Annotated in this window: 15 protein-coding genes, 6 tRNA genes and 1 other annotated feature; of the genes, 19 read left to right on the forward strand and 2 right to left on the reverse strand. The window is 57.7% G+C overall.

Going from position 1 to position 26,227, the window contains the following annotated elements; genetic code table 11:
* Positions 1–77 precede the first annotated feature (77 nt).
* The 19 genes from ACTQY5_RS06015 (at position 78) to malQ (ending at position 23,083) form a co-directional block, all read left to right on the forward strand.
* Positions 78–152 (forward strand) — tRNA-Asn (locus ACTQY5_RS06015).
* 3 nt (positions 153–155) lie between these two features.
* Positions 156–230 (forward strand) — tRNA-Glu (locus tag ACTQY5_RS06020).
* 8 nt (positions 231–238) lie between these two features.
* Positions 239–314 (forward strand) — tRNA-Val (locus tag ACTQY5_RS06025).
* A 50-nt stretch (positions 315–364) separates the two neighbouring features.
* A tRNA-Pro gene (locus ACTQY5_RS06030) sits at positions 365–441 on the forward strand.
* An 11-nt stretch (positions 442–452) separates the two neighbouring features.
* Positions 453–526 (forward strand) — tRNA-Gly (locus tag ACTQY5_RS06035).
* A gap of 8 nt (positions 527–534) precedes the next feature.
* Positions 535–611, forward strand: a tRNA-Arg gene (locus ACTQY5_RS06040).
* Positions 612–980: 369 nt separating this feature from the next.
* On the forward strand, positions 981–1,514 hold the full coding sequence (locus tag ACTQY5_RS06045; RefSeq protein WP_022487195.1) for a transcription repressor NadR: 534 nt from the start codon (positions 981–983) through the stop codon (positions 1,512–1,514).
* Positions 1,515–1,656: 142 nt separating this feature from the next.
* Positions 1,657–2,127, forward strand: coding sequence for a DUF805 domain-containing protein (locus ACTQY5_RS06050; RefSeq protein WP_022487196.1), 471 nt, complete (start codon positions 1,657–1,659; stop codon positions 2,125–2,127).
* Positions 2,128–2,262: 135 nt separating this feature from the next.
* The gene (locus ACTQY5_RS06055; protein ID WP_022487197.1) at positions 2,263–3,180 is read left to right on the forward strand and encodes an AAA family ATPase; all 918 of its coding nucleotides are present in this window, start codon (positions 2,263–2,265) and stop codon (positions 3,178–3,180) included.
* 6 nt (positions 3,181–3,186) lie between these two features.
* Entirely contained in the window at positions 3,187–4,911 is a 1,725-nt protein-coding gene (locus ACTQY5_RS06060; RefSeq protein WP_022487198.1) for a VWA domain-containing protein, read from the forward strand.
* Positions 4,912–5,054: 143 nt separating this feature from the next.
* Positions 5,055–5,255, forward strand: a binding site (T-box leader).
* A gap of 36 nt (positions 5,256–5,291) precedes the next feature.
* Positions 5,292–7,946 (forward strand): valine--tRNA ligase, encoded by a 2,655-nt coding sequence (locus ACTQY5_RS06065; RefSeq protein ID WP_441368948.1) that lies wholly within the window; start codon positions 5,292–5,294, stop codon positions 7,944–7,946.
* An 18-nt stretch (positions 7,947–7,964) separates the two neighbouring features.
* The gene (locus ACTQY5_RS06070) at positions 7,965–9,245 is read left to right on the forward strand and encodes a bifunctional folylpolyglutamate synthase/dihydrofolate synthase (RefSeq protein WP_441368949.1); all 1,281 of its coding nucleotides are present in this window, start codon (positions 7,965–7,967) and stop codon (positions 9,243–9,245) included.
* Between the two features lie 4 nt (positions 9,246–9,249).
* Entirely contained in the window at positions 9,250–10,548 is a 1,299-nt protein-coding gene (locus ACTQY5_RS06075; RefSeq protein WP_154487722.1) for an O-antigen ligase family protein, read from the forward strand.
* Between the two features lie 718 nt (positions 10,549–11,266).
* Complete coding sequence (locus tag ACTQY5_RS06080) at positions 11,267–12,484, forward strand: glucose-1-phosphate adenylyltransferase (protein WP_022486967.1); 1,218 nt, start codon at positions 11,267–11,269, stop codon at positions 12,482–12,484.
* Complete coding sequence (glgD, locus tag ACTQY5_RS06085) at positions 12,477–13,589, forward strand: glucose-1-phosphate adenylyltransferase subunit GlgD (RefSeq protein ID WP_441368950.1); 1,113 nt, start codon at positions 12,477–12,479, stop codon at positions 13,587–13,589. The genes ACTQY5_RS06080 and glgD overlap by 8 nt, the downstream gene beginning before the upstream one ends.
* 95 nt (positions 13,590–13,684) lie before the next feature.
* Positions 13,685–16,039 (forward strand): glycogen/starch/alpha-glucan phosphorylase, encoded by a 2,355-nt coding sequence (locus tag ACTQY5_RS06090; protein WP_370834560.1) that lies wholly within the window; start codon positions 13,685–13,687, stop codon positions 16,037–16,039.
* 19 nt (positions 16,040–16,058) lie between these two features.
* Positions 16,059–18,026, forward strand: a complete 1,968-nt coding sequence (gene glgB / locus ACTQY5_RS06095) for a 1,4-alpha-glucan branching protein GlgB (protein WP_441368951.1) — start codon at positions 16,059–16,061, stop codon at positions 18,024–18,026.
* 5 nt (positions 18,027–18,031) lie between these two features.
* Positions 18,032–19,669, forward strand: coding sequence for a glycogen synthase GlgA (gene glgA / locus ACTQY5_RS06100; RefSeq protein ID WP_441368952.1), 1,638 nt, complete (start codon positions 18,032–18,034; stop codon positions 19,667–19,669).
* 42 nt (positions 19,670–19,711) lie between these two features.
* The gene (gene malQ / locus ACTQY5_RS06105; protein WP_441368953.1) at positions 19,712–23,083 is read left to right on the forward strand and encodes a 4-alpha-glucanotransferase; all 3,372 of its coding nucleotides are present in this window, start codon (positions 19,712–19,714) and stop codon (positions 23,081–23,083) included.
* Between the two features lie 72 nt (positions 23,084–23,155).
* Here the strand turns inward: malQ and ACTQY5_RS06110 are convergent, their stop codons facing one another.
* Together ACTQY5_RS06110 and ACTQY5_RS06115 are read right to left on the reverse strand one after the other, a co-directional pair.
* A complete protein-coding gene (locus ACTQY5_RS06110) occupies positions 23,156–24,490 on the reverse strand; it encodes a CitMHS family transporter (protein ID WP_441368954.1) in 1,335 nt (444 codons plus the stop codon).
* A gap of 302 nt (positions 24,491–24,792) precedes the next feature.
* Positions 24,793–26,127 carry a CitMHS family transporter gene (locus ACTQY5_RS06115; protein WP_308664311.1) on the reverse strand — a complete coding sequence of 445 codons (1,335 nt, stop codon included), beginning with the start codon at positions 26,125–26,127 and terminating at the stop codon, positions 24,793–24,795.
* Between the last annotated feature and the right edge of the window lie 100 nt (positions 26,128–26,227).

The following is a 26,227-nucleotide window of genomic DNA, read 5'->3' on the forward strand; positions in this document are numbered from 1 at the left end:
AAAAATTAAAAAACCTGTTGACATTTTGTACCATCTTTTATATAATAACACTCGCAGCGCATGAGCGTCGCAAGAATTCCCCGATAGCTCAATGGTAGAGCACTCGACTGTTAATCGAGTTGTTGTAAGTTCGAGTCTTACTCGGGGAGCCAAGTGGCCGGATGGTCAAGCGGTTAAGACACCGCCCTTTCACGGCGGTATCGGGGGTTCGATTCCCCCTCCGGTCACCACTTCTTTTGGGCGCTTAGCTCAGCTGGGAGAGCGTCTGCCTTACAAGCAGAATGTCAGCAGTTCGATCCTGTTAGCGCCCACCATATTTTTTTTACCTTTTTTTGTTTATAACCAAGTTGGCCTGTACGTGCGACGGGGCGTAGCTCAGTTTGGTAGAGCACCTGCCTTGGGAGCAGGGGGTCGTAGGTTCAAATCCTGTCGCTCCGACCAATTTTTCTCATGCGGGTGTAGCTCAATGGTAGAGCCCTAGCCTTCCAAGCTAGTTACGTGGGTTCGATTCCCATCACCCGCTCCATTTTATTTGGCCCTGTAGCTCAGCTGGATAGAGCAACGGCCTTCTAAGCCGTGTGTCGAGTGTTCGAATCACTCCAGGGTCACCAAGTGAAAGTGCAGAGGATATTGCAGAAATCATGCAGTATCCTCTTTTTTTGTCAGCGGTCAACGGCCGAAGGAAATCAATTTTTGCAAATTGATTTTGAACGAGTACCTCTCAGGCACCTCCCTTTTCCAAATGAAAATAAAAGATTTTCATAAAATATTCATAAACAAATAATAAACTTATACCCCGGATTTTCCTGATGGAAGCAAGTTTGGAAAAAACAACTTAAAACGAATTTTATTTAGACAATCATAACTAAATATGATACAATACAGCTGAATTGCTTTAGGATTGACGCCCTGCCAGATGGATTATGCAACTGAACCGGTCCAGGGAATCCGAAAGAAAGAATCTAAACGGGAGGGGTATTATGAAGAATCAAGAACGCAGAAAGAAAATCCTGGAAATTTTGCGCAGCAGCAATGGCCCGGTGACTGGGGATCAGCTGGCCAAGGACCTGAACGTATCCCGACAGGTGATTGTTCTGGATATGGCTCTCCTGCGGAGCGCCGGTACGGCCATTGTTTCCACCCGGCGGGGGTATCAGATCAACGGCCGGAGCCTGAGCATGGACTTTGAATGCAGATACAAAGCCATGGATACGGACAGCGCCCGGGATGAACTGAACATTGTGGTGGACAACGGGGGCATGATTGCCAGCATTACCCTGGTGCCGGATTTCTGCGGGCCCATCCAGGCGTTCCTGAACCTGAAGAACCGGCGGGATGTGAAGCAGTATCTGGACAATTTCCGAAAATACAACATCCCTCTGATCGCTACCCTTTCCCAGGGGGTCCATACCCTGACCGTGGCCGCGGATTCCCAGGATGAACTGGAAGCCATCCGGGACAGCCTGAAGGAAGGCGGTTTCCTGATTGCGGAAGGGCCGGAAGAAAGCAAATAAAAAGAGGCGCATTTCAGGACGGAAAAGGTTTTTGTCGTGAAATGCGTTTTTTTTGTGTCCTGGCCTCTTTCTTTTCTCGCCAAAAATAGATATAATATCTTTCGACTGAAAACATAGGAATCGCTGATGGCAAGGAGGCTGTATGGATTTGCATGTTGAAACTTCTGCGATAAAAAATGAAAAACTTTCCCCCTATCAGTGGATGGAACGGCACTTTTTTGCCCGGCAGATTCCCCGGGACTGGGCGTCTCTCCTGGATTTGTATCTGAATTTCCACGGCCGTCTGGGCCGGGTGGAGCTGGCCCTCCGGGGGGCTCTCCTGTTGGGTGGGGCCAGCTGCCTGACCTTTTTCCTCATGGGCTGCGTGTTCATCTTCACCCTGTTTGAAAGCGGGGTGGGGGCCATTGCTCTCATGGGCCTGTGGATGCTCACCTATCTGGTGATGTTCCTGTGCGGCCTGTCTCTGTTGGCCCGCCGGTTCCACGATATGGACATGAGCGGCTGGTGGACCCTGCTGTTCCTGGTGCCCATCCTGAACCTGGCCACGTATATTTACCTGATGGTGAAAAAAGGTGACAGCGGAGCCAACCGGTTCGGAGGAGTGCCGGAATAAGGTTCTGCAGCAGGAGCAGCAGAACTGTCAACGGCAGCTGACCGCTGACGATCAGGGGGCATTGCACGTAACGTGCAATGCCCCCTTTTGTGCTATAATAATTACTGATGCAAATGTCAAGCGAGGGGAGCCCTTATGATGCTGGAATTTTTAGAGAGTGAACAAATCAACCCGGAACTGATCCAGGGGATCCGGGCGTACCGGAAGGAATTTCCCACCCCGGAAGACCTGACGGCCCGTGTCCCTGTGCCCCATTTCCATTATTATGGAAAGGATGTGTGGGAAGAGGCCATTGCGGCCCTTCTGTGCGGCCAGAATCTGCTGCTGGCCGGACCCAAGGCCACCGGGAAGAACGTGCTGGCGGAGAACCTGGCAGCGGTGTTCGGCCGTCCCATGTGGAACGTGTCCTTCCACATCAACATGGATGCCACCGGGATGCTGGGCACTGATACCTTCAAAAACGGGGAAGTGGAATTCCGTCCCGGACCGGTGTACCAGTGCGCGGTGAAAGGGGGATTCGGGGTCTTCGATGAAATCAACATGGCCCGGAACGAAGCCATGGCTGTGCTCCATTCTCTGCTGGACTTCCGGCATACGGTGGATATTCCCGGTTATGACCTGCTCCATGCCCACAAGGCCTGCCGGTTCATCGCCACCATGAACTACGGCTATTCCGGTACCCGGGAACTGAACGAAGCCCTGGCTTCCCGGTTTGCGGTGATCCAGCTGCCGCCCATTTCCATGGAATCCCTGGACCGGCTGCTCCAGGACGAATTCCCCAGACTGCGGAAGGAACCCCGGAAGGCCTTCTGTCAGATCTTCAAGGACCTGGAAAAGAAATGCCAGGAAAGCGAAATCTCTGAAAAGGCCCTGGACCTGCGGGGGATGCTGGATGCCATCCACCTGATGGAAGCCGGGCTGGAAGCCCACAAGGCCCTGGATCTGGGAATCGTGAACAAATCCTTCGATGAATATGAACCGGGGCTGATCCGGGACGTGATCAATCTCCACATTCCCGGGAACTATACCAAAAAGGACATTTTCGAGGACTGAGGAACCATGGGAAAACTCAAGTACGATGCCAAACGCCGCCGGGCTTTGAATATCGTATGGGACGTGTCCTGGGACTACCGGTTTGATCCCGATTTCCTGGCCTATACGGAACAGGGTACCCCGGATCTGTATCTGAACGCGGTGGTGGGCTTCACCCGGAAATATTATGATGTGAAGCTGATCCACCAGATGTTCGAGGAAATGGAAGACAGCGCTCTCCGGGATACCTTTACGGACCTGTTCTGGCTGGGACTGGAATACGCCACCTACGCCAAGGAGGCTCCGGTGCGGCCGGTGCTGCCCTATCTCCGGCAGCAGCATGCCAGGGCCTATTTTGACGGCACCAAACTGGACAAAACCGGAGTGGCCCACGAAATGCAGGCGGCACGGTGGCACGAGGTGCTGGGGGAGGGACTGGATCTCCATGACCCCTGGGCCAAGGGGCTCTATGCCAATCTTTGCTTCGATCCGGCCTGGGATACCAAGCAGCTGTGCGACCATTTCCGGAAGATCACCAAAAAGTACTTCGTCTCCCATTTCCTGGTCCGGGAAAGCCTGGAAAAAGTCATCATCAGCAAAGGCCTGGGGGACTTTATCGACTGGCTGCTGCCCCATGTGTTCCGGAAGCAGGAAAGCGTGTTCAATTTTCTCTATTCCAAGAAGCAGGCCATGGACATCCTGGCCGGGAAAAACGCCCACAACGGGCTCATGGCCATTATCACCGGCCAGACGGCGTCGGAAAACTACAACTATATCATCGACTGTTTCGGCGCCAGCATCTACCCGCCCCGGAAAATGCTGGATATTGACCAGGCCTGGTGCAACGGGCCTCATCAGGGGTGCCATCTCCACTTTACCCGGGGCCGGCTGGGGAGCAAAGGGGCCACCGGGGAAGCTTCCCGCTGGCTTGAGGGAGCTCACGCCCAGCGGGTGAAGAACCTGGCCTACTACAAGGATCACGGGGAACAGTGCCGGAAGAGCATTGCCCGGCTCACCAGCCAGCTCCGGAGCGTCATGCGCATGGCCCAGACCCGGCTGCCGGTGCCCGCCAAGGAAGGGGAACTGGTACCCGGCCTGGTGTGGCGGGCCCTGAAGGTGAATGACAGCCGGGTGTTCTTCGAACGGGAGACCGTCTCCAGCCCGGATTTCACCGTGGATCTGATGCTGGATGCTTCCGCCTCCCGGGGGGAGTATCAGCAGGTAATCGCCTCCCAGGCCTATGTGATCGCCGAAAGTCTCCGCCAGTGCGGGATTCCCTACCAGGTGTATTCCTTCTGCACTCTGCGGAACTATACGGTACTCACCCTGTTCAAGGACTATGCGGACAAGAAGCGGTGCACCAATATCTTCAACTATGTGGCCACCGGGTGGAACCGGGACGGGCTGGCCCTCCGGGGAGCCCGGCAGCTGATGGGGGACTTTACCCAGACCAAAAAGATCCTCATCATGCTCACGGATGCGGAGCCCAACGACGACAAGCCTCTGGTGGGAGACGGGCTGTTCAGCTCTTCGGAATACCGGGATGAAAAAGCCGTGGCCAACACCGCTGACGAAGCCGCCAGCCTCCGCCGGGAAGGGATCCGGATTATCGGGCTCATCAACGGAGAGAATCAGCACATCATGAAAGATGCCCGGAAGATCTTCGGGGAAGACTGTGTGGAAGTCCGGGATCTGGATAAAATGGCCGACAGCGTAGGCAAGATGCTGTGCCGGCAGATCGAGGCGCTGTGAAAAAGGGGGTGTTGCACGTTTTGTGCAGCACCCCTTTTCTGTCGGCGTTCAACGGCCGCTGACCGTTGACGGGGATTTGAAAGGGTCCACCCCATTGACAATCCCGCGCCCCCTTGTTACAATGACTCCATACAACCATACAGCCAAAGGCGATGATGGGAAGGAGTACAGCGCCCCTTGTACCGGCAGAGAGGATGCGGGTGGTGGAAGCATCCGGGCAATGCGCTGGAAGTCGTCCTGGAGCCGGCAGGAGGAAAGCCCTGTCCGTCACGGCACGTTACGCCGCTTTAAGGTGCTCAAGCAATTGAGAATGTAGGTGGTACCGCGAACAACTCGTCCTATACAGCAGGACGGGTTTATTTTTTTAAGGAGGCAGAGTTATGGCAGAAGAAAACAACATCCCCAAGGTCTATGATCCGGCTGCGGTGGAGAAGAAATGGTATGCATACTGGATCGATCACGGCTTTTTCCATCAGCCGGTGGACAAGAGCCGGAAACCCTTCAGTGTGGTGATCCCGCCTCCCAACATTACCGGCAAGCTCCACATGGGCCATGCCCTGGACAATACCCTCCAGGACATCCTGGTGCGTTGGCACCGGATGATGGGGGACAACACCTGCTGGCTGCCGGGCTATGACCATGCAGGACTGGCCACCCAGATCAAGGTGGAAGAGGAACTGAAGAAGAAGGAAGGCCTGACCCGGTACGATCTGGGCCGGGAAGAATTCATCAAACGGGTGTGGAAATGGAAGGAAGCCTACGGGGACGAAATCGTCCGGCAGCTGAAGAGCCTGGGGATTTCCTGCGACTGGGACCGGCAGCGGTTCACCATGGACGAAGGCCTGAGCCAGGCGGTCCGGGAAGCCTTTGTGAGCCTTTATGAAAAGGGCCTGATCTACAAGGGTACCCGGATGATCAACTGGTGCGTCAACTGCCGTACGGCTTTGTCCGATGTGGAAGTGGAACACCAGGACGATGCTGGTGCCCTGTGGTACATCAACTATCCCATTGTGGGCGAAAAGGATCAGTACCTGACCATCGCCACCAGCCGTCCGGAAACCATCCCCGGAGATACTGCCGTGGCCGTGAACCCCAAGGATGAACGGTACGGGAAACTGGTGGGGAAGAAAATCGCCCTGCCCACCACCAACCGGGAAATCCCCATTATCGCCGATGAATATGTGGACCTGGAATTCGGTACCGGCGCGGTGAAAATCACCCCGGCCCACGACCCCAACGACTATGAAGTGGGCCAGCGGCACAACCTGGAACAGATCGTGGTCATCGGCCTGGACGGGAAAATGACCAAAGAGGCCGGCAAATACGAAGGGGAAGACCGGTATGAATGCCGGAAGCACATTGTCCAGGATCTGAAGGACATGGGCCTTCTGGTGAAAATCGAAGATGCTCCCCACTCCGTTGGCCACTGCCAGCGCTGCCACCATGTGGTGGAACCCATGGTGTCCACCCAGTGGTTCGTGAAGATGAAACCCCTGGCGGAAGCAGCCATTAAATGCGTCACCGAAGGCCATACGGAATTTGTTCCCAGCCGGTTCACCAAAACCTATCTCCAATGGCTGGAAAACATCCATGACTGGTGCATTTCCCGGCAGATCTGGTGGGGGCACCGGATCCCGGTATGGTACTGCGACGACTGCGGGGAAGTGTCTGCTTCCCGGACGGATCTCACCGCCTGCCCCAAATGCGGCAGCACCCACATCCATCAGGAAGAAGACTGCCTGGACACCTGGTTCAGCTCCGGCCTGTGGCCCTTCTCCACTTTCGGCTGGCCGGAAAAGACGGAAGAACTGGAACACTGGTATCCCACCAGCGTGCTGGTCACCGGCTATGACATCATCTTCTTCTGGGTGGCCCGGATGATCACCATGGGTGAGGAATTCATGGGGAAGGAACCCTTCAAGCACGTGTTCATCCACGGACTGGTCCGGGACGAACAGGGCCGGAAGATGAGCAAATCCCTGGGCAACGGCATCGACCCGGTGGAAGTGGTGAACAAGTACGGGGCGGATACCCTGCGGTTCATGCTGATCACCGGCAATACTCCGGGGAACGACATGCGGTTCTATTGGAACCGGATCGAAAGCACCCGGAATTTTGCCAACAAAATCTGGAACGCCTCCCGGTTCGCTCTCATGAACCTGGACGGTTATGACAAGGATGCGGAAAAAGCACCGCTCACCCTGGCGGACAAATGGATCCTGTCCCGGCTCCAGCACACCATCCGGGATGTATCCAACTACCTGGAAAAATTCGAACTGGGCGAAGCGGGCAGGCTGATTTATGACTTCATCTGGGGAGAAGTGTGCGACTGGTACATCGAACTGGCCAAACCCCGTCTCTACGATCGGGAAAACGCCGCTGCCCGGGCTACGGCCCAGACGGTACTGTGCCGGGTACTGGGCGACGCCATGAAGCTGCTCCATCCCTACATGCCTTTCATTACGGAAGAAATCTGGCAGCACCTGCCTCATGAAGGCCAGAGCATCATGATCGCTCCCTGGCCGGTGGCGGATGAAGGGCTGATGGACGACACCGTGGAAAAACAGATGACTGCGGTGATGGATGTGATCAAGGCCATCCGGAACATGCGGGCGGAAGTGAACGCGGCTCCCGGCCACAAGGCTCCGGCCACGGTGCTGGTGGATGCCGACCTCCGGGATGTGTTTGCCGCCAACGGGGATTACATCCGGCAGCTGGGTACGGTGGATGTCCTGACCCTGGGGGCCATGGATGACGCCGCTCAGGAAAACGCCATGGCGGCCGTGGTGAACGGAGCCAAGGTGTACCTGCCTCTCAAGGGCCTTATCGATGTGGACAAGGAACTGGCCCGTCTCCAGAAGGAACTGGACGGAGCCGAAAAGGAAGCCAAACGGGCTGCCGGGAAACTGAGCAACCAGAACTTCCTGGCCAAAGCACCTGCTGAAGTGGTGGAAAAGGAAAAGACCAAACAGACGGAGATCCTGGCGCGGATCGACGGCCTGAAGGAACGGATGGCAACCCTGCGCAGCCTGTAAAAGGGAAAGGAGCAGACTATGGAATATGCGGACGCAGTAGACTATGTAGAAAGCCTGGGCAAGTTCGGCATCCATCTGGGCATGGAACGGATCCAGGGGCTTACAGCCCTTTTGGACCATCCGGAACGGAAGATCCGGACCGTCCATGTGACCGGGACCAACGGCAAAGGCAGTGTCACCACATTTCTGGCCAACATGCTCCAGCAGGCGGGGCTGAAGGTGGGGAGCTACACCTCCCCCCACTTTGTCCGGTACAACGAGCGGATCTGCCTCAACGGGGAAGAGATTTCCAATGAAGACTTTGCCGCGGTAACGGAAAAGACCAAAGCCGCTCTGGACCGGTTCCTGGCCCAGGGAGGAGAACAGCCCACCCAGTTTGAATTCATCACCGCCATGGCCTTCCTGTATTTTGCGGAAAAGCAGGTGGACTGTGCCGTGATCGAAGTGGGCATGGGCGGCCTGTGGGATTCTACCAACATCATTAGCCCGGAGGTGTCCGTGATCACCAATGTGACCCTGGAACACACGGAACGGCTGGGGAAGACCATCGAAGCCATTGCCGCCCAGAAGGCGGGAATCATCAAACCGGGGGTGCCGGTGGTGACGGAGGCGGAAGGGAAGGCTCTGGAAGTGATCCGGGGTGCGGCGGAAGCCAACCATGCCCCTCTGTATGTATATGGGGATGATTTTTCCACCGAAGAACTCACCAGTTCCATGGACACCCAGACCTTTTTGTACCGGCTGGGAGAAAAGGAACTGGAAGTGGCCATCCACCTGCCCGGGGAACACCAGATCCTCAACGGGGCGGCGGCCCTTACGGCAGCGGAGATCCTCCGGGACAAGCACGGGGTGCCTGATGAGGCGGCCATGCTCCGGGGGATGGAGGCAGCCCGGTGGCCGGGACGGCTGGAGCGGATCCACCGGAACCCGGACATTATCCTGGACGGGGCCCACAATCCCTCCGGGGTGACGGTGCTCCGGAAGGCTCTGGATGAGTATTATCCCAAAGCCCGGCGGATCTACGTGTTCGGTATGATGGCGGACAAGGACGTGAGCCAGGTATCGGACATCCTGTTCTGTCCGGAAGACACCATCTATACGGTGCTGGCCCATGAGGGAGACCGGTCGGAGAAACCGGAAAAACTGGCCCAGCGGCTCCACAAGAATGCGGTTCCCATGGAGGATCTCACCGCTGCCTACCAACGGGCGGTGTCGGAAGCGGGGCCGGAGGACGTGGTGATCGTCTGTGGGTCCCTGTATCTCATCGGCACCTTCAAGGAACTGGGATTGGACCGGTAAGATCATGGGAAGACCGCAAGGCTGGGGTCTCCCCGCATCCTGGAACCTGAATCAGATTATTTTCGGGGTCCTTTCTCTGCTGTTTTTCATCCTGCCCCTGCATCAGCTGGGGGCGGGAATCGTGTTCAGCATCTGTTTCCTGCTGAACCTGGTGAACATCTGGAAGACCGGGCAGTTCTGGCCGGCCATCCAGATTCCCCGGACCATCAGCCGGCCCCTGTGGGCCCTGTTCATCCTGAGCGGGGTCAGCACCCTGTGGTCGGAAAACCCGGCCGCCTGCGCCCTGAACTGGCTGTGGGTGGTGGGCCAGGAGGCGGGGATCTTCTACCTGGTGCTCCGGTACGCCAGTACCGGCCGCCGGACCCTGTTCCTGACCAAGATCTTCATGATCTCTGCCGGGATCGTGGCGGCCTTCGGCATCTGGCAGTATTTCTTCGGCACCAGTCTCCAGAATATGGAATGGATCGACCACCAGGCTTTCAAGCATCTGTCCCGGCGGGCCATTTCCACCCTGGTGAATCCCAACATCCTGGGCACTTTCCTGGTGTCCACGGTGGCTTACTGTGAAGGGCTTTTCGCTCCTCTGAAGGGAGGAAAGACCCGGTGGGCCCTGGTGGGGATCTTCCTTCTCTCCACCGCCTGCCTGATTTTGACCTTTTCCCGGGGCAACTGGGTGGCCTATTTCTGGGTGCTGTTCATCTTTGCCGGAGCCTTCTATCACAAGGCTTTCCTGCCCTTCATTGGAGGGGGCCTGGGGGTGCTGTACCTGTTCTGGAACCAGCTGGCGGAACGGCTCATGTCCATTTTTTCCGTCCATGACACGTCCGCGGAACTGCGGTTCTTCTACCTGGAAAGCTCCCTGGACATGATCCGGGACCATCCTTTCGGAGTGGGCTGGTATGGATATGGCTATGCCTTCCCGGATTACAACTTCTTCATTTCGGAAGATGTGTTCATGTACCACAGCCATAACCTGCTGCTGAACGTAACGGCAGAACTGGGGATACCAGGGCTGCTGCTGTTTCTCTGTGTGATGGTCCGGCTGTTCCTGCTGGCCCGGGAAATCCGGCACCGGAACCGGACCCTGCCCTGGCTGAGGGGGGTGGCCTGCGGGTACATGGCTTCCCTGGTGGGGATCTTTATCAGCGGCCTTACTGACCATACCCTGTTCAACAGTCAGCTGGGCATGCTGTTCTGGGCAGGGAACGCCATCCTGCTCATTGCGGACCGGCTGAGCGGCGGAAGAGGCGGCCCATCAGGCACCGCATCTTCCTGTGTGGCGTCTGAAGTACGGAACAAGTAGAAGCCAAACGCAGTCGGCCTTTGGCCGGGATGGGAAACGCAGCTGACGCTGCTAACCCACCACCAGCCTTGCGGCTGGTCCCCCGCCCTTGAAAAGGGCGGATATATGCTTGGGCCTTCGGCCCAATGCTTTTGTGGCACGAGAGAGCAGCCTGCGTGATAGTATCCGCCCTTGAAAAGGGCGGATATACGCTTGGGCCTTCGGCCCAATGCTTTCGTGACACGAGAGAGCAGCCTGCGTGATAGTATCCGCCCTTGAAAAGGGTGGATATACGCTGGGGCTTTCAGCCCAATGCTTTTGTGGCACGAGAGAGCAGCCTGCGTGATAGTATCCGCCCTTGAAAAGGGCGGATATACGCTTGGGCCTTCGGCCCAATGCTTTTGTGACACGGGAGAGCAGCCTGCGTAATAGTATCCGCCCTTGAAAAGGGCGGGGGACCGTTGCGCTTGCGCAATGGTGGTGGGTTAGCAGCCTACTGGCTGCGTTTTTCTTCAAATGAATCTGGCCAAAGGACAGGTTCTATCCATTGGTCCGAGCCTCACGACTCAAGACCTCAAAAAAGGGGCTGTTGCTTATGCAACAGCCCCTTTTTTTCATAAATATGGTAAAATAGACAAAGAGACAGCGACTGCAGGGGTATATTTTCCTGTTCTTACCAGCTTGCAGACAGTTGTATACGAAAAACATGCAGCACCTATCTTTACAGGAGGCGATGATTTTGAGGAAAATAGAATGTCTGGCTATGATCCTGGCCGGCGGCAAGGGCAGCCGTCTGGGAGTCCTGACCAAAAACGTGGCCAAACCGGCGGTGCTTTTCGGCGCCAAATACCGGATCATTGACTTTACCCTCAGCAACTGCCGGAATTCCGGGATCGGTACCGTGGGGATCCTGACCCAGTACCAGCCTCTGGAACTGAACTGGTACATCGGCAACGGAAGCAGCTGGGACCTGGACAGCGGGGACAGCGGGGGCACCTTTGTGCTGCCTCCCTACATGAACGACAAGGACTCCTCCAACTGGTACCAGGGCACGGCGGATGCCATCTACCAGAACCTGAATTTCCTGGACATGATCGATCCCCAGTATGTACTGATCCTGTCCGGGGACCATATCTATTCCATGGATTACAGCACCATGCTGGCTTTCCACAAAAAGCACCGGGCCAAGGTCACCGTCAGCACCTTCCGGGTACCCCTTTCCGAAGCGTCCCGGTTCGGGATCATGAACGCCAATGAGGATATGAGCATCCGGGAATTCGAGGAAAAACCCGCCCAGCCCAAAAGCAACCTGGCGTCCATGGGCATCTACATTTTCGACAAGGATGTGCTGAAACAGTACCTGATGGAAGATGCGGCCCGGGAGGATTCGGACCATGATTTCGGGAAGAACATCATCCCCCGGCTGCTGGAAGACAAAGTGCCCACCTTCGCCTATCCTTTCGAAGGGTACTGGAAGGATGTGGGGACTTTTGAAAGCCTGTGGCAGGCCAATATGGACCTGTTGTCCGACAACCCGCCCATCAGCCTCAACGACCCCGACTGGCGGATCTATTCCGGGAACCAGTCCCTGCCCGCCCACTATGTGGGACCCAATGCCTCGGTGATCAGTTCTCTCACCGGGGAAGGGGCGGTAATCCTGGGGAACGTGTTCCATTCCGTGATTTTCTACAATGTAACGGTGGAAGAAGGGGCCACGGTCACCGATTCGGTGCTGATGCCCGGTACGGTGGTGGAAAAAGGCGCGGTGGTGGACCATGCCATCCTGGGTGAACGGTGCCGGGTACGGGCTGGCGCAGTGATCCGGGGCGCCGCCGGCAGCATCAAAGTGTTCGGCAACGACCATGTGGTCACCGGCAGCGAAGGACTGGAAGCACAGGTCCAGCCGGCAGGCCCCAGCAGAAAGAAGGACGGGAAAGGAGCGGTGGTCAATGGATAACAACATCATCGGGCTCATCAATCTTCAGGGGCCCAATTACATGGCGGAACTGAGCAGGAAACGGCCCATGGCTTCTGAACCTTTTGCCGGGAAATACCGGCTCATCGATTTTGCCCTGTCCACCATGGTCAACGCCGGGGTGGACACGGTGGGGCTGCTGCTGCCCTTCCACAGCCGTTCCGTACTGGACCATGTCCGGTCCGGTAAGGACTGGAGCCTGGCCCGGAAACAGCACGGTCTGTTCTACCTGCCGGTGGACGAGGCCCGGGAAGTGACCAATCCTCAGACCGGGGACATCCGGACTTATTACAAGAATCTGAGGTTCGTGGAACGGGAACGGAACCACTACCTGCTCCTTTCCGGCTGCGATGTGGTCCACAACATCGACTACAACCAGCTGCTCCACTATCACCGGAACCGGAATGCGGATGTGACATTGGTGTACAAGACCCTGGAAGCGGACTGTGAAGGGGACGGATATGTGGTATCCGTCAACGAAAGCGGCCATGTGACCAAACTGGTGAAATCAGAAACCCTGAAGAAGGGGGACAAAATCTACCTGGGGAGCATGCTCCTGGACGGAGGCCTGTTCGTGGCCATGGTCCGCAGGGCCTTTGCCCAGGATCCCAACCAGTATCTTATGGACGTGATGGCCCGGAACGCGTCCCATCCCGGGATCTACGGCTATGAATACCGGGGTTATGCCAAACGGATCCATTCTCTTAAAAGCTATTACGAAGCCAATATGGACATGCTGAACCTGGACAACTGGAAGGCCGTGTACCGGCCGGACCGGAAAATCTACACCAAGGTGAAGGATGAGGCTCCGGCCAAATACATGGCGGATGCCAAAGTCACCAACTCCCTGGTGGGGGACGGATGTGTCATCGAAGGCACCGTGGAAAACTCCATCCTGTTCCGCCGGGTGCGGGTGGGACGGAATGCGGTGGTGAAGAATTCCATCATCATGCAGAACACGGTGATCGGCGAAGAAGCCCGGGTGGACCGGGTAATCTGCGACAAGAACCAGGAAGTCCAGCCGGAAGCGTTTCTCAACGGAAAGCCGGATGCGCCCCTGTGCGTGATCCAGTATGATATCCTCTGACCTGTCCGGCTGCGGAAAAGGAAGGCGGGGTCATTACGAAAACCTGGAAAAATCCAAAACAATTTGTCAGTCTCTTCACCCAGAAGGCCAAGGTCCTGTTCAATGAGGAACCGGAAGCCCTGAGTCCCAAAAAGGTGTACCTGGTGCTGGCCAATCTGGTGAAGGACCTGATCTATGATGACTGGCTGGCTACGGAACAGCGGTACGATTCCCGGCAGGCCAAGCAGGTGTATTATTTCAGCATCGAGTTCCTGCTGGGCCGGCTGCTGGATGCCAACCTGATGAACTGCGGCATGGAGGACCTGGCCCGGGAAGGACTCCGGGAACTGGGGTTCGATCTGGATGCCATCCTGCCCCAGGAGGCGGATCCGGGGCTGGGGAACGGAGGCCTGGGCCGTCTGGCGGCCTGCTTCATCGATTCCATGGCAGCGCTCCAGCTGCCGGGCCACGGGTGCAGCATCCGGTACCAGTACGGTCTTTTTGAACAGCATATTGTGGACGGTCAGCAGGTGGAACTGCCGGATACCTGGCTCCAGGACGGGTTCCCATGGGAAACCAAACGGTCGGACAAGGCGGTCCATGTCCGGTTCGGGGGGAACTGCTACATGCGCCCGGACGGCAAGGGGGGGCTGGAATGCGTCCATGAGGGATACAGCTCGGTGCTGGCCATCCCCTATGACGTGCCGGTGCCCGGGTACCGGAACCATACGGTGAACACCCTCCGGCTGTGGCAGGCGGAATATGCCCCGGACGGGATCCTGAGCCCCAGCCAGGGCGGGGACTTTCGGAAGATCCTCCAGTACCAGGACACCACCCAGCAGATCTCCCGGTTCCTGTATCCGGATGATTCCACGGAAGAAGGCCGGAAGCTGCGGCTGATGCAGGAATATTTCTTCGTATCCGCCGGGCTTCAGAGCATTGTCCGCCACTACCGGGGGCTCCACCGGGACATCCGGGAATTCCCCCGGCATGTGGCCCTTCACATCAACGACACCCATCCTGCCCTTTTAATCCCGGAACTGATGCGGATCCTTCTGGACGAAGAGGGATTGGGGTGGGAGGAAGCCTGGAACCTTACGGTATCCAGCATATCCTACACCAACCACACCATTATGCCGGAGGCCCTGGAACGGTGGTCCATTCCCCTGTTCCAGAGCCTGCTGCCCCGGGTGTATCTCATTGTGGAAGAACTGAACCGCCGGTGGCTGGCCGCCTACCGGAAGAAATTTCCGGGACGGGAAGACAAGGCGGAACAGGTGGCCATCCTCTGGGGCGGCCAGGTGCGCATGGCCAATCTGGCAGTGGTGGGCAGCCACAGTGTCAACGGGGTGGCAGAGCTCCACACGAAAATCCTGAAGGAAAGCACTCTGCACCCCTTCTATGAGGTGTTCCCGGACCGGTTCAACAACAAGACCAACGGGGTGACCCACCGCCGGTGGCTGCTGGAATCCAATCCACCCCTGGCTTCTCTTATTTCTGACACCATCGGCACGGAGTGGATCCGGCACCCGAAAAAACTCAAGGACCTGATGGCCTACCGGGACGACCCTGTCTTCCAGGAAAAACTGGAACAGGTGAAGCAGGACCGTAAGGATGCCCTGGCACGGTGGGTCCAGGAGACCAAAGGGATCACCCTCGATCCCCATTCCGTCTTTGACATCCAGATCAAGCGGTTTCACATGTACAAGCGGCAGCTGCTGAACATCCTCCATGTGTATTCCCTGTATCTCCGTCTGCTGGAGGACCCGGAAGCGGTGCCTCTGCCCCAGACCTTTATTTTTGGCGGCAAGGCGGCAGCTTCCTACGGGGAGGCCAAGGTGGTGATCAAGCTGATCCATACTGTTTCCCAGCTCATCGACCGAGAGCCCCGGGTGCGGGAAAAACTGAAGGTGCTGTTCCTGGAAAACTACAATGTGTCCCTGGGCCAGCGGCTGTTCCCGGCGGCGGATGTAAGCGAGCAGATTTCCACCGCCAGCAAGGAAGCTTCCGGAACCGGCAACATGAAGTTCATGATGAACGGGGCCATTACCCTGGGGACCCTGGATGGAGCCAATGTGGAAATCCGCCGGCTGGTGGGGGACGCCAACTGCGTGATCTTCGGCCTCCGGGCAGAAGAAGTCCAGAAGTTCTACCGGGAGGGGGGCTATTCCTCCTGGGAACTGTACCGGCAGGATGAGGAAATCCGCCGGGTACTGGAAATCTTCCAGGCCAATCCCCTGTTCAGCCAGCTGTATGAAGACCTGCTCCGGCGGAACGATGAATACTTCGTCCTGAAGGATTTCGATGCCTATCGGAAAGCCCATCAGGAAATCCTCCGCCGGTATCAGGACCGGCCGGGATGGCTCCGGGCTTCGGCGGTGAACATTGCCCAGTCCGGCCATTTCTCCAGCGACCGGACCGTGTCCCAGTATGCCCGGGACATCTGGAAGGTGAAGCCCGTACGGGTCTGAACCATGGAAAGGAGCCCTTATGCGTCTGAGTGCCATTGATTCATACAGTATGTACCTGTTCCACAACGGGACCAACGGAAACAGCTGCCGTCTCCTGGGAGCCCACCGGACCGTATGGCGCAGGAAACCCTGTGTCCGTTTTTCCCTCTGGGCTCCCCATGCCCAAAAGGTCAGTGTGGTGGGGGATTTCAATCACTGGGATCCGGAAGCCAACCCTATGGAACGGGCAGAAGACGGGGAAATCTGGAAAACCTTTGTTCCCGATCTGCCGGAAGGGACCCTGTATAAATATGCCATCATCACCGCTTCCGGGGAAACCATCCTGAAGGCGGATCCCTATGGATTCCGGGCCCAGCTGCGGCCGGACACCGCTTCGGTGGTGGCTTCCCTGAACTACCGGTGGCGGGACGGAGCCTGGCAGAAGAGCCGGGCAAAATACGATTCCTACCATGGGCCCATGAACATCTACGAAGTCCACGCCGGCAGCTGGCGGCGTCATGAAGACGGCAGCTTCCTGAGCTACCGGGAACTGGCGGATGCCCTGGTGCCCTATGTGAAGGACATGGGCTATACCCATGTGGAATTCATGCCCCTGTGTGAATATCCCTTTGACGGGTCCTGGGGGTACCAGGCCACCGGGTATTTCGCTCCCACCAGCCGGTATGGGAAGCCGGAAGATCTCATGTATCTGGTGGACCAGTTCCACCGGAACGGCATCGGGGTGATCCTGGACTGGGTCCCTGGCCATTTCTGCCGGGATGCCCATGGGCTCCGGTTCTTTGACGGGGAGCCTTTATACGAATCGGGGAATCCCCTGCTGGCGGAAAACAAGGACTGGGACACCATGAACTTCGACTACGGCCGGCCGGAAGTACGGAGCTTCCTCATATCCAGTGCCCTGTTCTGGCTGGAGGAATACCATTTCGACGGTCTCCGGATCGACGCGGTGGCCAGCATGCTGTACCTGGACTACGGGAAAAAGGACGGCCAGTGGCAGGCCAACAAATACGGGGGAAGGGAGAACCTGGAAGCAGTGGAATTCCTCCGGCAGCTGAACACGGCGGTGTTCCGGGAAAAGCCCCAGGCCCTTATGGTGGCGGAAGAATCCACCACCTGGCCTCTGGTGTCCCGGCCGGCGGATCAGGGAGGCCTGGGCTTCAACTACAAATGGAACATGGGCTGGATGAACGACATGCTCCAGTACATGAGCACGGATCCCCTGTACCGGAAAGGGTGCCAGGACCTGATTACCTTTTCCCTGTACTATGCTTTTTCGGAAAACTTCATCCTGCCCCTGTCCCACGACGAAGTGGTCCATGGGAAAAAATCTCTCATCGACCGGATGCCAGGGGACTACTGGCAGAAATTTGCCGGGCTCCGGGCCTTTTACGGGTATTGGATGAGCCATCCCGGGAAGAAGCTGCTGTTCATGGGCGGGGAATTCGGCCAATTCATCGAATGGCGGTATGCGGAGCAGCTGGACTGGCTGCTGCTGGATTATCCCAAGCATCAGGAACTGCAGGCTTACAGCCGGGCACTGAACCATTTCTACCTGGACCACCCGGAATTCTGGCAGGTGGATTACGACTGGACCGGCTTTGAGTGGATCAGCTGCGACGACCGGGACAACAGCGTCATTGCCTTTGTCCGGAAGGGACAGGATCCGGATGCGGAAACCGTTGTGGTGTGCAATTTCACCCCGGTGGTACGCCGGGAGTATCGGATCGGGGCCCCGGAGCCGGGGACCTGGGAAGAAGTGTTCAACAGTGACGCCGAAGGGTTCGGCGGCAGCGGAGTCCGGTGCGGGACGCTCCGGGAGGACGGCCGGGTGCTGGTGGAAACGGAAAAGGTGCCTTTCCACGGCCGGGAACAGTCCCTGGTGCTGACCCTGCCGCCTCTGGGTGTGCTTTATTTGAAAAAAATCAGGAAAACCGAAGGGGACGGAACCAAGAAAGTCAATCTCCCGGGTAAAGAAAGAAGAAGGTGATTCCCATGAAAGTGTTATTGGCAGCTTCAGAAGCCGTGCCCTTCATCAAAACCGGGGGCCTGGCGGATGTAATGGGGGCCCTGCCGGCCAAACTCCGCCGGGAAGGGGTGGAAACAGCCCTGGTGATCCCCAAATATGCCCAGGTGGCGGAAAAATACGGTGGTCGGATGGAACAGGTGTGGCAGGGAACCGTGGATCTGGCCTGGCGCCGGCAGTACGTAGGGGTGGAAAAGATCACCCTGGAAGACGGGGTGCCGGTGTTCTTCATCGACAACGAATATTATTTCAAACGGGAGGGCCTGTACGGGTTCTTCGACGACGGGGAACGGTTCGCCTATTTCTGCCGGGCGGTGCTGGCCATGCTGCCCCATATCGGGTTCCGGCCGGATATCATCCACAGCAACGACTGGCATACAGGGCTTATGGGAGTGTACCTGAAGGAGGACTTCCAGAAGGATCCCTTCTACCAGGGCATCAAAAGCCTGTTCACCATCCACAACATGAAATACCAGGGCATCTACGGGCCGGAAATCGTGGAGGATGTGCTGGGGCTGTCCCGGAGCCTGTTTGACAGCGGAAAAATCGAAAACGGCGGCTGCGTCAACTACCTGAAGGCCGGGATGGAATATGCGGATGCTGTGACCACCGTAAGTCCCTCCTATGCGGAAGAGATCCGGTATCCCTATTTCGGGGAAGGACTGGACGGCTATGTGCGGCTGTGCCAGGGGAAGATTACCGGGATCCTCAACGGCATGGATGAAAAGGCCTATGACCCGGCGGAGGATCCTCGGATCCCCTATGGCTATACGGACAAAGACGTGTTCATCCGGAAGCCCCTGGACAAGGAAGCCCTCCAGAAGGAACTGGGACTGCCGGTGAGCCGGCGGGTGCCGGTGTTTGCCATGATCTCCCGTCTGGTGGAAGCCAAGGGGCTGGATCTTCTGACCTGCATCATGGACGAACTGCTCCAGGAGGACATCCAGCTGGTCATCGTGGGCACCGGGGACAAGGCTTATGAACAGGCCCTTACGGACCTGGCCTCCCGGTATCCGGACAAGGTGTCCGTGAACATCCTGTTCAGCGAGGATCTGGCCCATCGGGTGTATGCCGGGGCGGATTTCTTCCTGATGCCCTCCCGGTACGAAGCCTGCGGCCTGAGCCAGATGATCTCCATGAAATACGGCACCATTCCTGTGGTCCATGCCACCGGAGGCCTGCGGGATTCGGTCCAGAACTTCGAAAAGTTCTCCGGGGAAGGGAACGGCCTGTCCTTTGCCCACTTCAACGCCCATGAGCTGCTGTTTACCATCAAACGGGGGCTCAGCGACTATGAGGAGGACACGGTGTGGGAAAAGCTGGTGCTCAATGCCATGCACAGTGACAACAGCTGGGACAAGTCCGCCCGGGCCTACAAGGCTCTGTATGAAAAGATCGCCGGACCGGAGGAAGCCCTGGCCCCGGCTGTGAAGCTGACCCTGGGAGATGTGGCGGTAAAACTGCCGGAAGAGGCACCGGGGGAAGGACTGCGGACCAAAGCTGCCGGCACCCGGAAACGGGCCCTCCGGAAAACCGCCGCCCACAAGAAGACGGCCCGGAAGACGCCGGTCCGGAAAGCCGTCCGGAAAAAACCGGAGTTCCGGTAAGGGACTCCGGGAATCCGGCTGGAGCAGAAAAGGACGATTATCGTGGAAATTACAGCCTATCATGATTCTCATCAGACAGCCTGCCGTTTCCCCTTCGGAGCGGTTCCGGGAGGGACTGCCGTAACCCTGCATCTTGTGGTGCAGGGACGGGGGACGGAGGCTGTCTTTCTGCGTCTCTGGGAACAGGAACGGGAAATCCTCCTGCCCATGGACTGCACAGAGAAAGAACAAGAAGCCCCGGAGAGGGCGGAAGCCCGGCAGCCGGGGGAGGAACCGGAAGTCAGGTCCCGCCGGTACGGAATCACCTTCACCGTGCCGGAACGGGGCTGCCTGGTGTGGTATTATTTTCTGATCCGACAGGGAGAGGAAACCTGCTGGTACGGCAACAATGAGGCCCAACAGGGAGGAATGGGCCAGCTGTGGGACCGGGAGCCCCCTTCCTTCCAGATCACCGTCTACGACCGGGACTCGGTGACGCCGGCCTGGCTGAAACAGGCGGTGGTGTACCAGATTTTTCCGGACCGGTTCTGCCGGGGAAAGGTGCCGGCGGACCGGTTCCAGGGAAAGCCGGGAGCCCTGATCCACAGCGCCTGGGAAGGGAATCCCTGCTATGTAAAGGACAAAGAGGGCCAGGTGGCCTACTACGACTTCTACGGAGGCACCTTGGAGGGAATCCTGGAAAAGCTTCCCTATCTGGAAAAACTGGGCGTGAACTGTCTGTACCTGAACCCCATTTTCCAGGCCCGGAGCAACCACCGGTACGATACTGGGGACTACAAGGCCATCGATCCCTTCCTGGGTTCTGAAGAAACCTTCCGGATCCTGTGCCGGGAAGCACGGCACCATGGGATGCGGATCCTCCTGGACGGGGTGTTCAGCCACACCGGGGCCGACAGCCGGTACTTCAACCGGGCCGGGACCTATAAGGGCCTGGGCGCCTGGCAGGGATCCGCTTCTCCCTATTACAAGTGGTACCATTTCCGGGAATATCCGGAAGACTATGGCTGCTGGTGGGGGGACCGGTCCCTGCCGGAAGTGACGGAAACGGAGCCTTCCTACCTGGATTTCATCATCCGGGACAAAGACAGCGTGCTCCATCACTGGCTGAATGCCGGGATCAGCGGCTGGCGGCTGGATGTGGCCGACGAACTGCCCGACGGGTTCCTTACCTGTTTCTACCAGGAACTGAAGGCAAAGGAGCCGGAGGCGGCCCTTATCGGGGAAGTGTGGGAAGACGCCTCCAACAAGGAAAGCTACGGAATCCAGCGCCAGTACCTGTCCGGGGGGAAACTGGACAGCGTGATGAACTATGTGCTCCGGAACCTGATGCTGGATTTTGCCCTGGGGAAAACGGACGCCCAGGGAGCGGACCGCCGGTACTGGCAGCAGGTGGAGAACTATCCCCGGGAGAACCTGTATGCCATGCTGAATCTTTTGGGGAGCCATGATGTGGAGCGGCTCCGGAATCTGTTGGAAGCCCGGTATGAACCGAAAAAGGCCCGGGCGCTCAACGGACTCCTCCGGGCCTGGCAGATGACCCTTCCCGGGGCTCCGGCAGTGTATTACGGAGATGAAGCCGGGCTCACCGGGGGCAGGGACCCGGAGAACCGGAAGCCCTTCCCCTGGGGGAAGGAGGACAAACAGCTGGAAGGCTGCTGTCGGAGCCTGATCCAGCTCCGCCGGTCTCATACTGCCCTGTCCACCGGACGGTTCCAGACCTTCCGGGCCCAGGGAGACGGGTATGTGTATGGAAGGTTCCTGGAAGGGGGCCGGGACGTGTTCGGCCAGCCGGGTGAAAACGGAGTCTTTGTAATCGCCCTGAACCGGGGAGACCAGCCTCTCCAGGCGGAAGTGGATACGGAAGGCCTGGCGTACGGAGAACTGGAACCGGTATGGAACCTGGGGGACTGGCTGGAAGCAACGCAGACGGAAAGAAAACCGGTGCTGGTTACGGGAGGTTCCTTTGTACTGGAACTGCCGCCCTGGAGCGCTGTAGTGTACCGGTGCCGGGAAAAAGCCCCGGAGAAGGCCCCTGGCAGGCCGGTGGAACGGGGAGCCGGGGTGCTCCTCCATCCCACTTCCCTGCCCGGGGAAAACGGCCGGGAGATCCTGGCTTCTGCTCTTCGGTTCCTGGATTTCCTCCAGGCTGCCGGCCAGAAGATCTGGCAGATCCTGCCCCTCAATCCGCCAGGGCTGGGAGATTCTCCCTATTTGTCCCAGTCTGCTTTCGGAGGTCAGGAAGCTCTGTTTGCCGGGGCCTTCCCGCTGCCTCGGAAAGAGGACCCGGAATTTGCCGTATACTGCCGGAAGAACCGGTACTGGCTAGAGGATTATGCCCTGTTCCGGGCTCTCCAGGGCAGGTTTCCCGGGCAGTCTTGGCAGACCTGGCCGGAAGAACTGAAAAACCGGGAGCCGGAGGCCCTGGAGAAAGCCCGCCGGGAGCTGGCAGACCAGATGACCAGGGCCGCCGGAGGGCAGTTCGTGTTCTGGAAAGCCTGGCAGCAGATCCGCCGGGCCGCCCGGGACCGGGGCATCACCCTCCTGGGGGATATGCCTCTCTTTGTGGCACCAGACAGTGCTGATGTGTGGGCTCACCGGGAACTGTTCCAGCTGGACGGGGACGGATATCCCACGGAAGTGGCCGGAGTACCCCCGGATTATTTCAGCCGGACGGGCCAGGTGTGGGGGAACCCTTTGTACAACTGGCAGGCTATGGAAAAGGAAAACTGGCGCTGGTGGCAGGAACGGTTCCAGGTGCTGGCCACAGAGGCAGACTGGGTCCGGATCGACCATTTCCGGGGGTTTGCAGCGGTTTGGGGGGTGAAAGCCGGTGCGCAGGATGCCCGGGAAGGCCGGTGGATCCCGGGGCCGGGAGCGGCTCTTTTTGAAGCCGTGGAGCAGGCCGTGCCGGACCTGGGCTTTGTGGCGGAAGACCTGGGGATCATCACCCGGGATGTGACAGAGCTCCGGGAAAAACTGGGGTTGCCGGGAATGCGGATCCTCCAGTTCCACAGCCGGACCCGTGAGGACGGAATCAGGGATTTTGCCACGGAACCCGGGTGCCTGGCCTATACCGGAACCCATGACAACAACACCCTGGTGGGGTGGCTCCAGGAAGACCTGGAGGAGGATGACTTCCAGAAAATCTGGGCCATGGTAATGCCCCGGGAAGCCGGAGTGCCGGACCGGAAGCGGGCTGCAGAACTGGTGGAGCCCCTGATCCGGTATCTGTACAGCCGGAACGCCCGCTGGACCATCGTCCCTGCCCAGGACCTGCTGGCCCTTCCGGGAAAATACCGGATGAACACCCCGGGCACCCCCACCGGGAACTGGCAGTGGAAGCTGGAAAAAGGCCAGCTGACAGAGAAACTGGCAGAGCGGCTGAGGAAGATGGTAAAGGAATGGGCCCGCTGAGGCGGGCCCATTCTGTCAACAGACAGCTGACAAAAAAACCACCCCCGAAGGGGTGGCTTTTTTGTATGAATCTTACAGATGGAACAGACCCAGCATCAGGCCGCAGGCCAGGGAGATCCAGGACAGAACCCACAGGCGGGGAGCACAGAAGGTGAGCAGTTCTTTGATGGAGATGCCAGCCAGGCCGCAGGCCAGGAAGGTGGTGGCAGCGTGAGGAGTAACCATAACGCCGTAGTTCTTCCCGATCAGCATGGCCATAGCCATGTTGTGAGGATCAACGCCGAACTGCTGGCCAACGCCGATGGCCAGAGGCAGCAGGCCGAAGAAGTAGGAGTCGGTACCCAGCATCATGCCGATGGGTACGGCGAAGAATCCGAACACATCCTGCAGATGGGGCCCCAGAGCTGCGGGAACAATGGCAATCAGCATCTGGGCCATAGCCTTCATCATGCCGGTCTTGGAGAGAACCCCCAGGAACACACCGGATGCCAAGAGGATCATGGGCATGGTCAGAGCGGTGGCAGCGTGCATCTTAATGGCACGAGCCTGGTCTTTGGCGGAATGGAAGTTGGCAACCAGGGCCACGGCCAGACCGAACATGAAAGCACCGTACAGAGGAATCTTGGTGAAGCACAAGAGGCCGATAACGAACAGGGTCAGGATGCCGTTGAACCAGATCATCTTGGGACGGCGCATGAATTCAGCATCTTCAGCGGACAGGTCATCGTCAGCGGATTTGTCTTCGTCGTCGTCAGACAGCTGAGCCGCTTTGCCGGTAGGATTCAGACCAGCTCCACGGCGTTTTTCCATAACCCCCATGTAAGCGGCGAATACCAGCAGGATGATCAGACCAACGCCCTGCAGGGGCAGCAGTTCCTGCCACAGAGCGTTTACGTCAGCATTCAGCACCACGCCGGTACGGGCTACAGGACCGCCCCAGGGCAGCAGGTTCATGATGGACATGGCCGCGCCGATGATGCACACCAGCACCACAGGACGCATGTGGAGCTTTTTGTAGATGGGGAGCATGGCGGGGATGGTGATCAGTAGGGTGGAAGCCAGAGCGCCGTCCAGGTGGGAAATAACAGCGATGCAGGCGGTGGCCACCGTAACCATCACAATGTTGGAACCGGCTTTTTTCACCAGCCAGTTCACCATGGGATCAAACAGACCCATATCACCCATCATGGAGAAGTAAACGATGGAGAAGATGAACAGTACAGCCGTAGACCAGGTCTTGCTCACCCCGGCTTTTACAAAGCCAAAGATTTCCGCAGGGGAGAACCCGCAGATGAGAGCCGCAATCACAGGTACCATCACAAACAGAGGTACCGGGTTGGATTTACCGCGGATCAGAGCGGCCACGATAATCACAACCATCAGGAAACCAACAATGCCCAAGAACATAATGCATTTCCTCCTTTGAATGGATTTTTGCCTCCGGAGCGGGCAGGCATCCGGGAGCGGATGAAAGATGAATCCTTTTCCTTACGCCACCATGGTAACATATGAACTTTCTGAAAACTAATATAAACATGAATATGCGATATATAAGAAAATTCTTATAAAACAGGCCAGAAACAAGGTGCCATGCGGGGCTCGGGGAATGGATATAATTTTCAGACTTTCACAGCAATAAAAACTTCTTGGGAAAACGCGGACCAGTAACAAAAAAACCACCCCCGAAGGGGTGGCTTTTTTTATGAATCTTACAGATGGAACAGACCCAGCATCAGGCCGCAGGCCAGGGAGATCCAGGACAGGACCCACAGGCGCGGTGCGCAGAAGGTGAGCAGTTCTTTGATGGAGATGCCAGCCAGGCCGCAGGCCAGGAAGGTGGTGGCAGCGTGAGGAGTAACCATAACGCCGTAGTTCTTCCCGATCAGCATGGCCATAGCCATGTTGTGAGGATCAACGCCGAACTGCTGACCAACACCGATGGCCAGAGGCAGCAGGCCGAAGAAGTAAGAGTCGGTACCCAGCATCATGCCGATAGGCACGGCGAAGAACCCGAATACATCCTGCAGATGGGGCCCCAGAGCGGTAGGAACGATGGCAATCAGCATCTGAGCCATAGCCTTCATCATACCGGTCTTGGACAGCACACCCAGGAATACGCCGGAAGCCAGCAGGATCATGGGCATGGTCAGAGCGGTGGCAGCGTGCATCTTAATGGCACGAGCCTGGTCTTTGGCGGAATGGAAGTTGGCAACCAGGGCCACAGCCAGACCGAACATGAAAGCACCGTACAGAGGAATCTTGGTGAAGCACAGCAGGCCGATGACGAACAGGGTCAGGATCCCGTTGAACCAGATCATCTTGGGACGGCGCATGAATTCAGCATCTTCAGCGGACAGATCATCGTCAGCGGATTTGTCTTCGTCGTCGTCAGACAGCTGAGCGGCTTTGCCGGTAGGGTTCAGACCAGCTCCACGGCGTTTTTCCATAACGCCCATGTAAGCGGCGAATACCAGCAGGATGATCAGACCAACGCCCTGCAGGGGCAGCAGCTGCTGCCACAGAGCGTTTACGTCAGCATTCAGCACTACGCCGGTACGGGCTACAGGACCGCCCCAGGGCAGCAGGTTCATGATGGACATGGCCGCACCGATGATGCACACCAGCACCACAGGACGCATGTGCAGTTTCTTGTAGATCGGCAGCATGGCGGGGATGGTGATCAGCAGGGTGGAAGCCAGAGCGCCGTCCAGGTGGGAGATAACGGCGATGCAGGCGGTGGCAATGGTAACCATTACGATGTTGGAACCGGCTTTTTTCACCAGCCAGTTTACCATAGGATCGAACAGGCCCATATCACCCATCATGGAGAAGTAAACGATGGAGAAGATGAACAGTACTGCGGTGGACCAGGTCTTGGAAACACCGGCCTTTACGAAATCGAAGATCTGTACAGGAGTGAACCCGCAGATCAGAGCAGCGATGACGGGAACCATCACGAACAGAGGAACCGGGTTGGATTTACCACGGATCAGAGCTGCCACAATGATGACAACCATCAAGAAACCAACAACGCCCAAAAACATAGTGCAATTTCCTCCTTTGGAAATAAAATGGGGTGTTCCCTGGACGGGCAAGTCCGGGAACCGGAAAATAGTGCATAACACTCATACATAGTAACATATG

This window comes from Acidaminococcus sp. HCP3S3_H5 (assembly GCF_052122235.1).
Lineage (GTDB): Bacteria > Bacillota > Negativicutes > Acidaminococcales > Acidaminococcaceae > Acidaminococcus.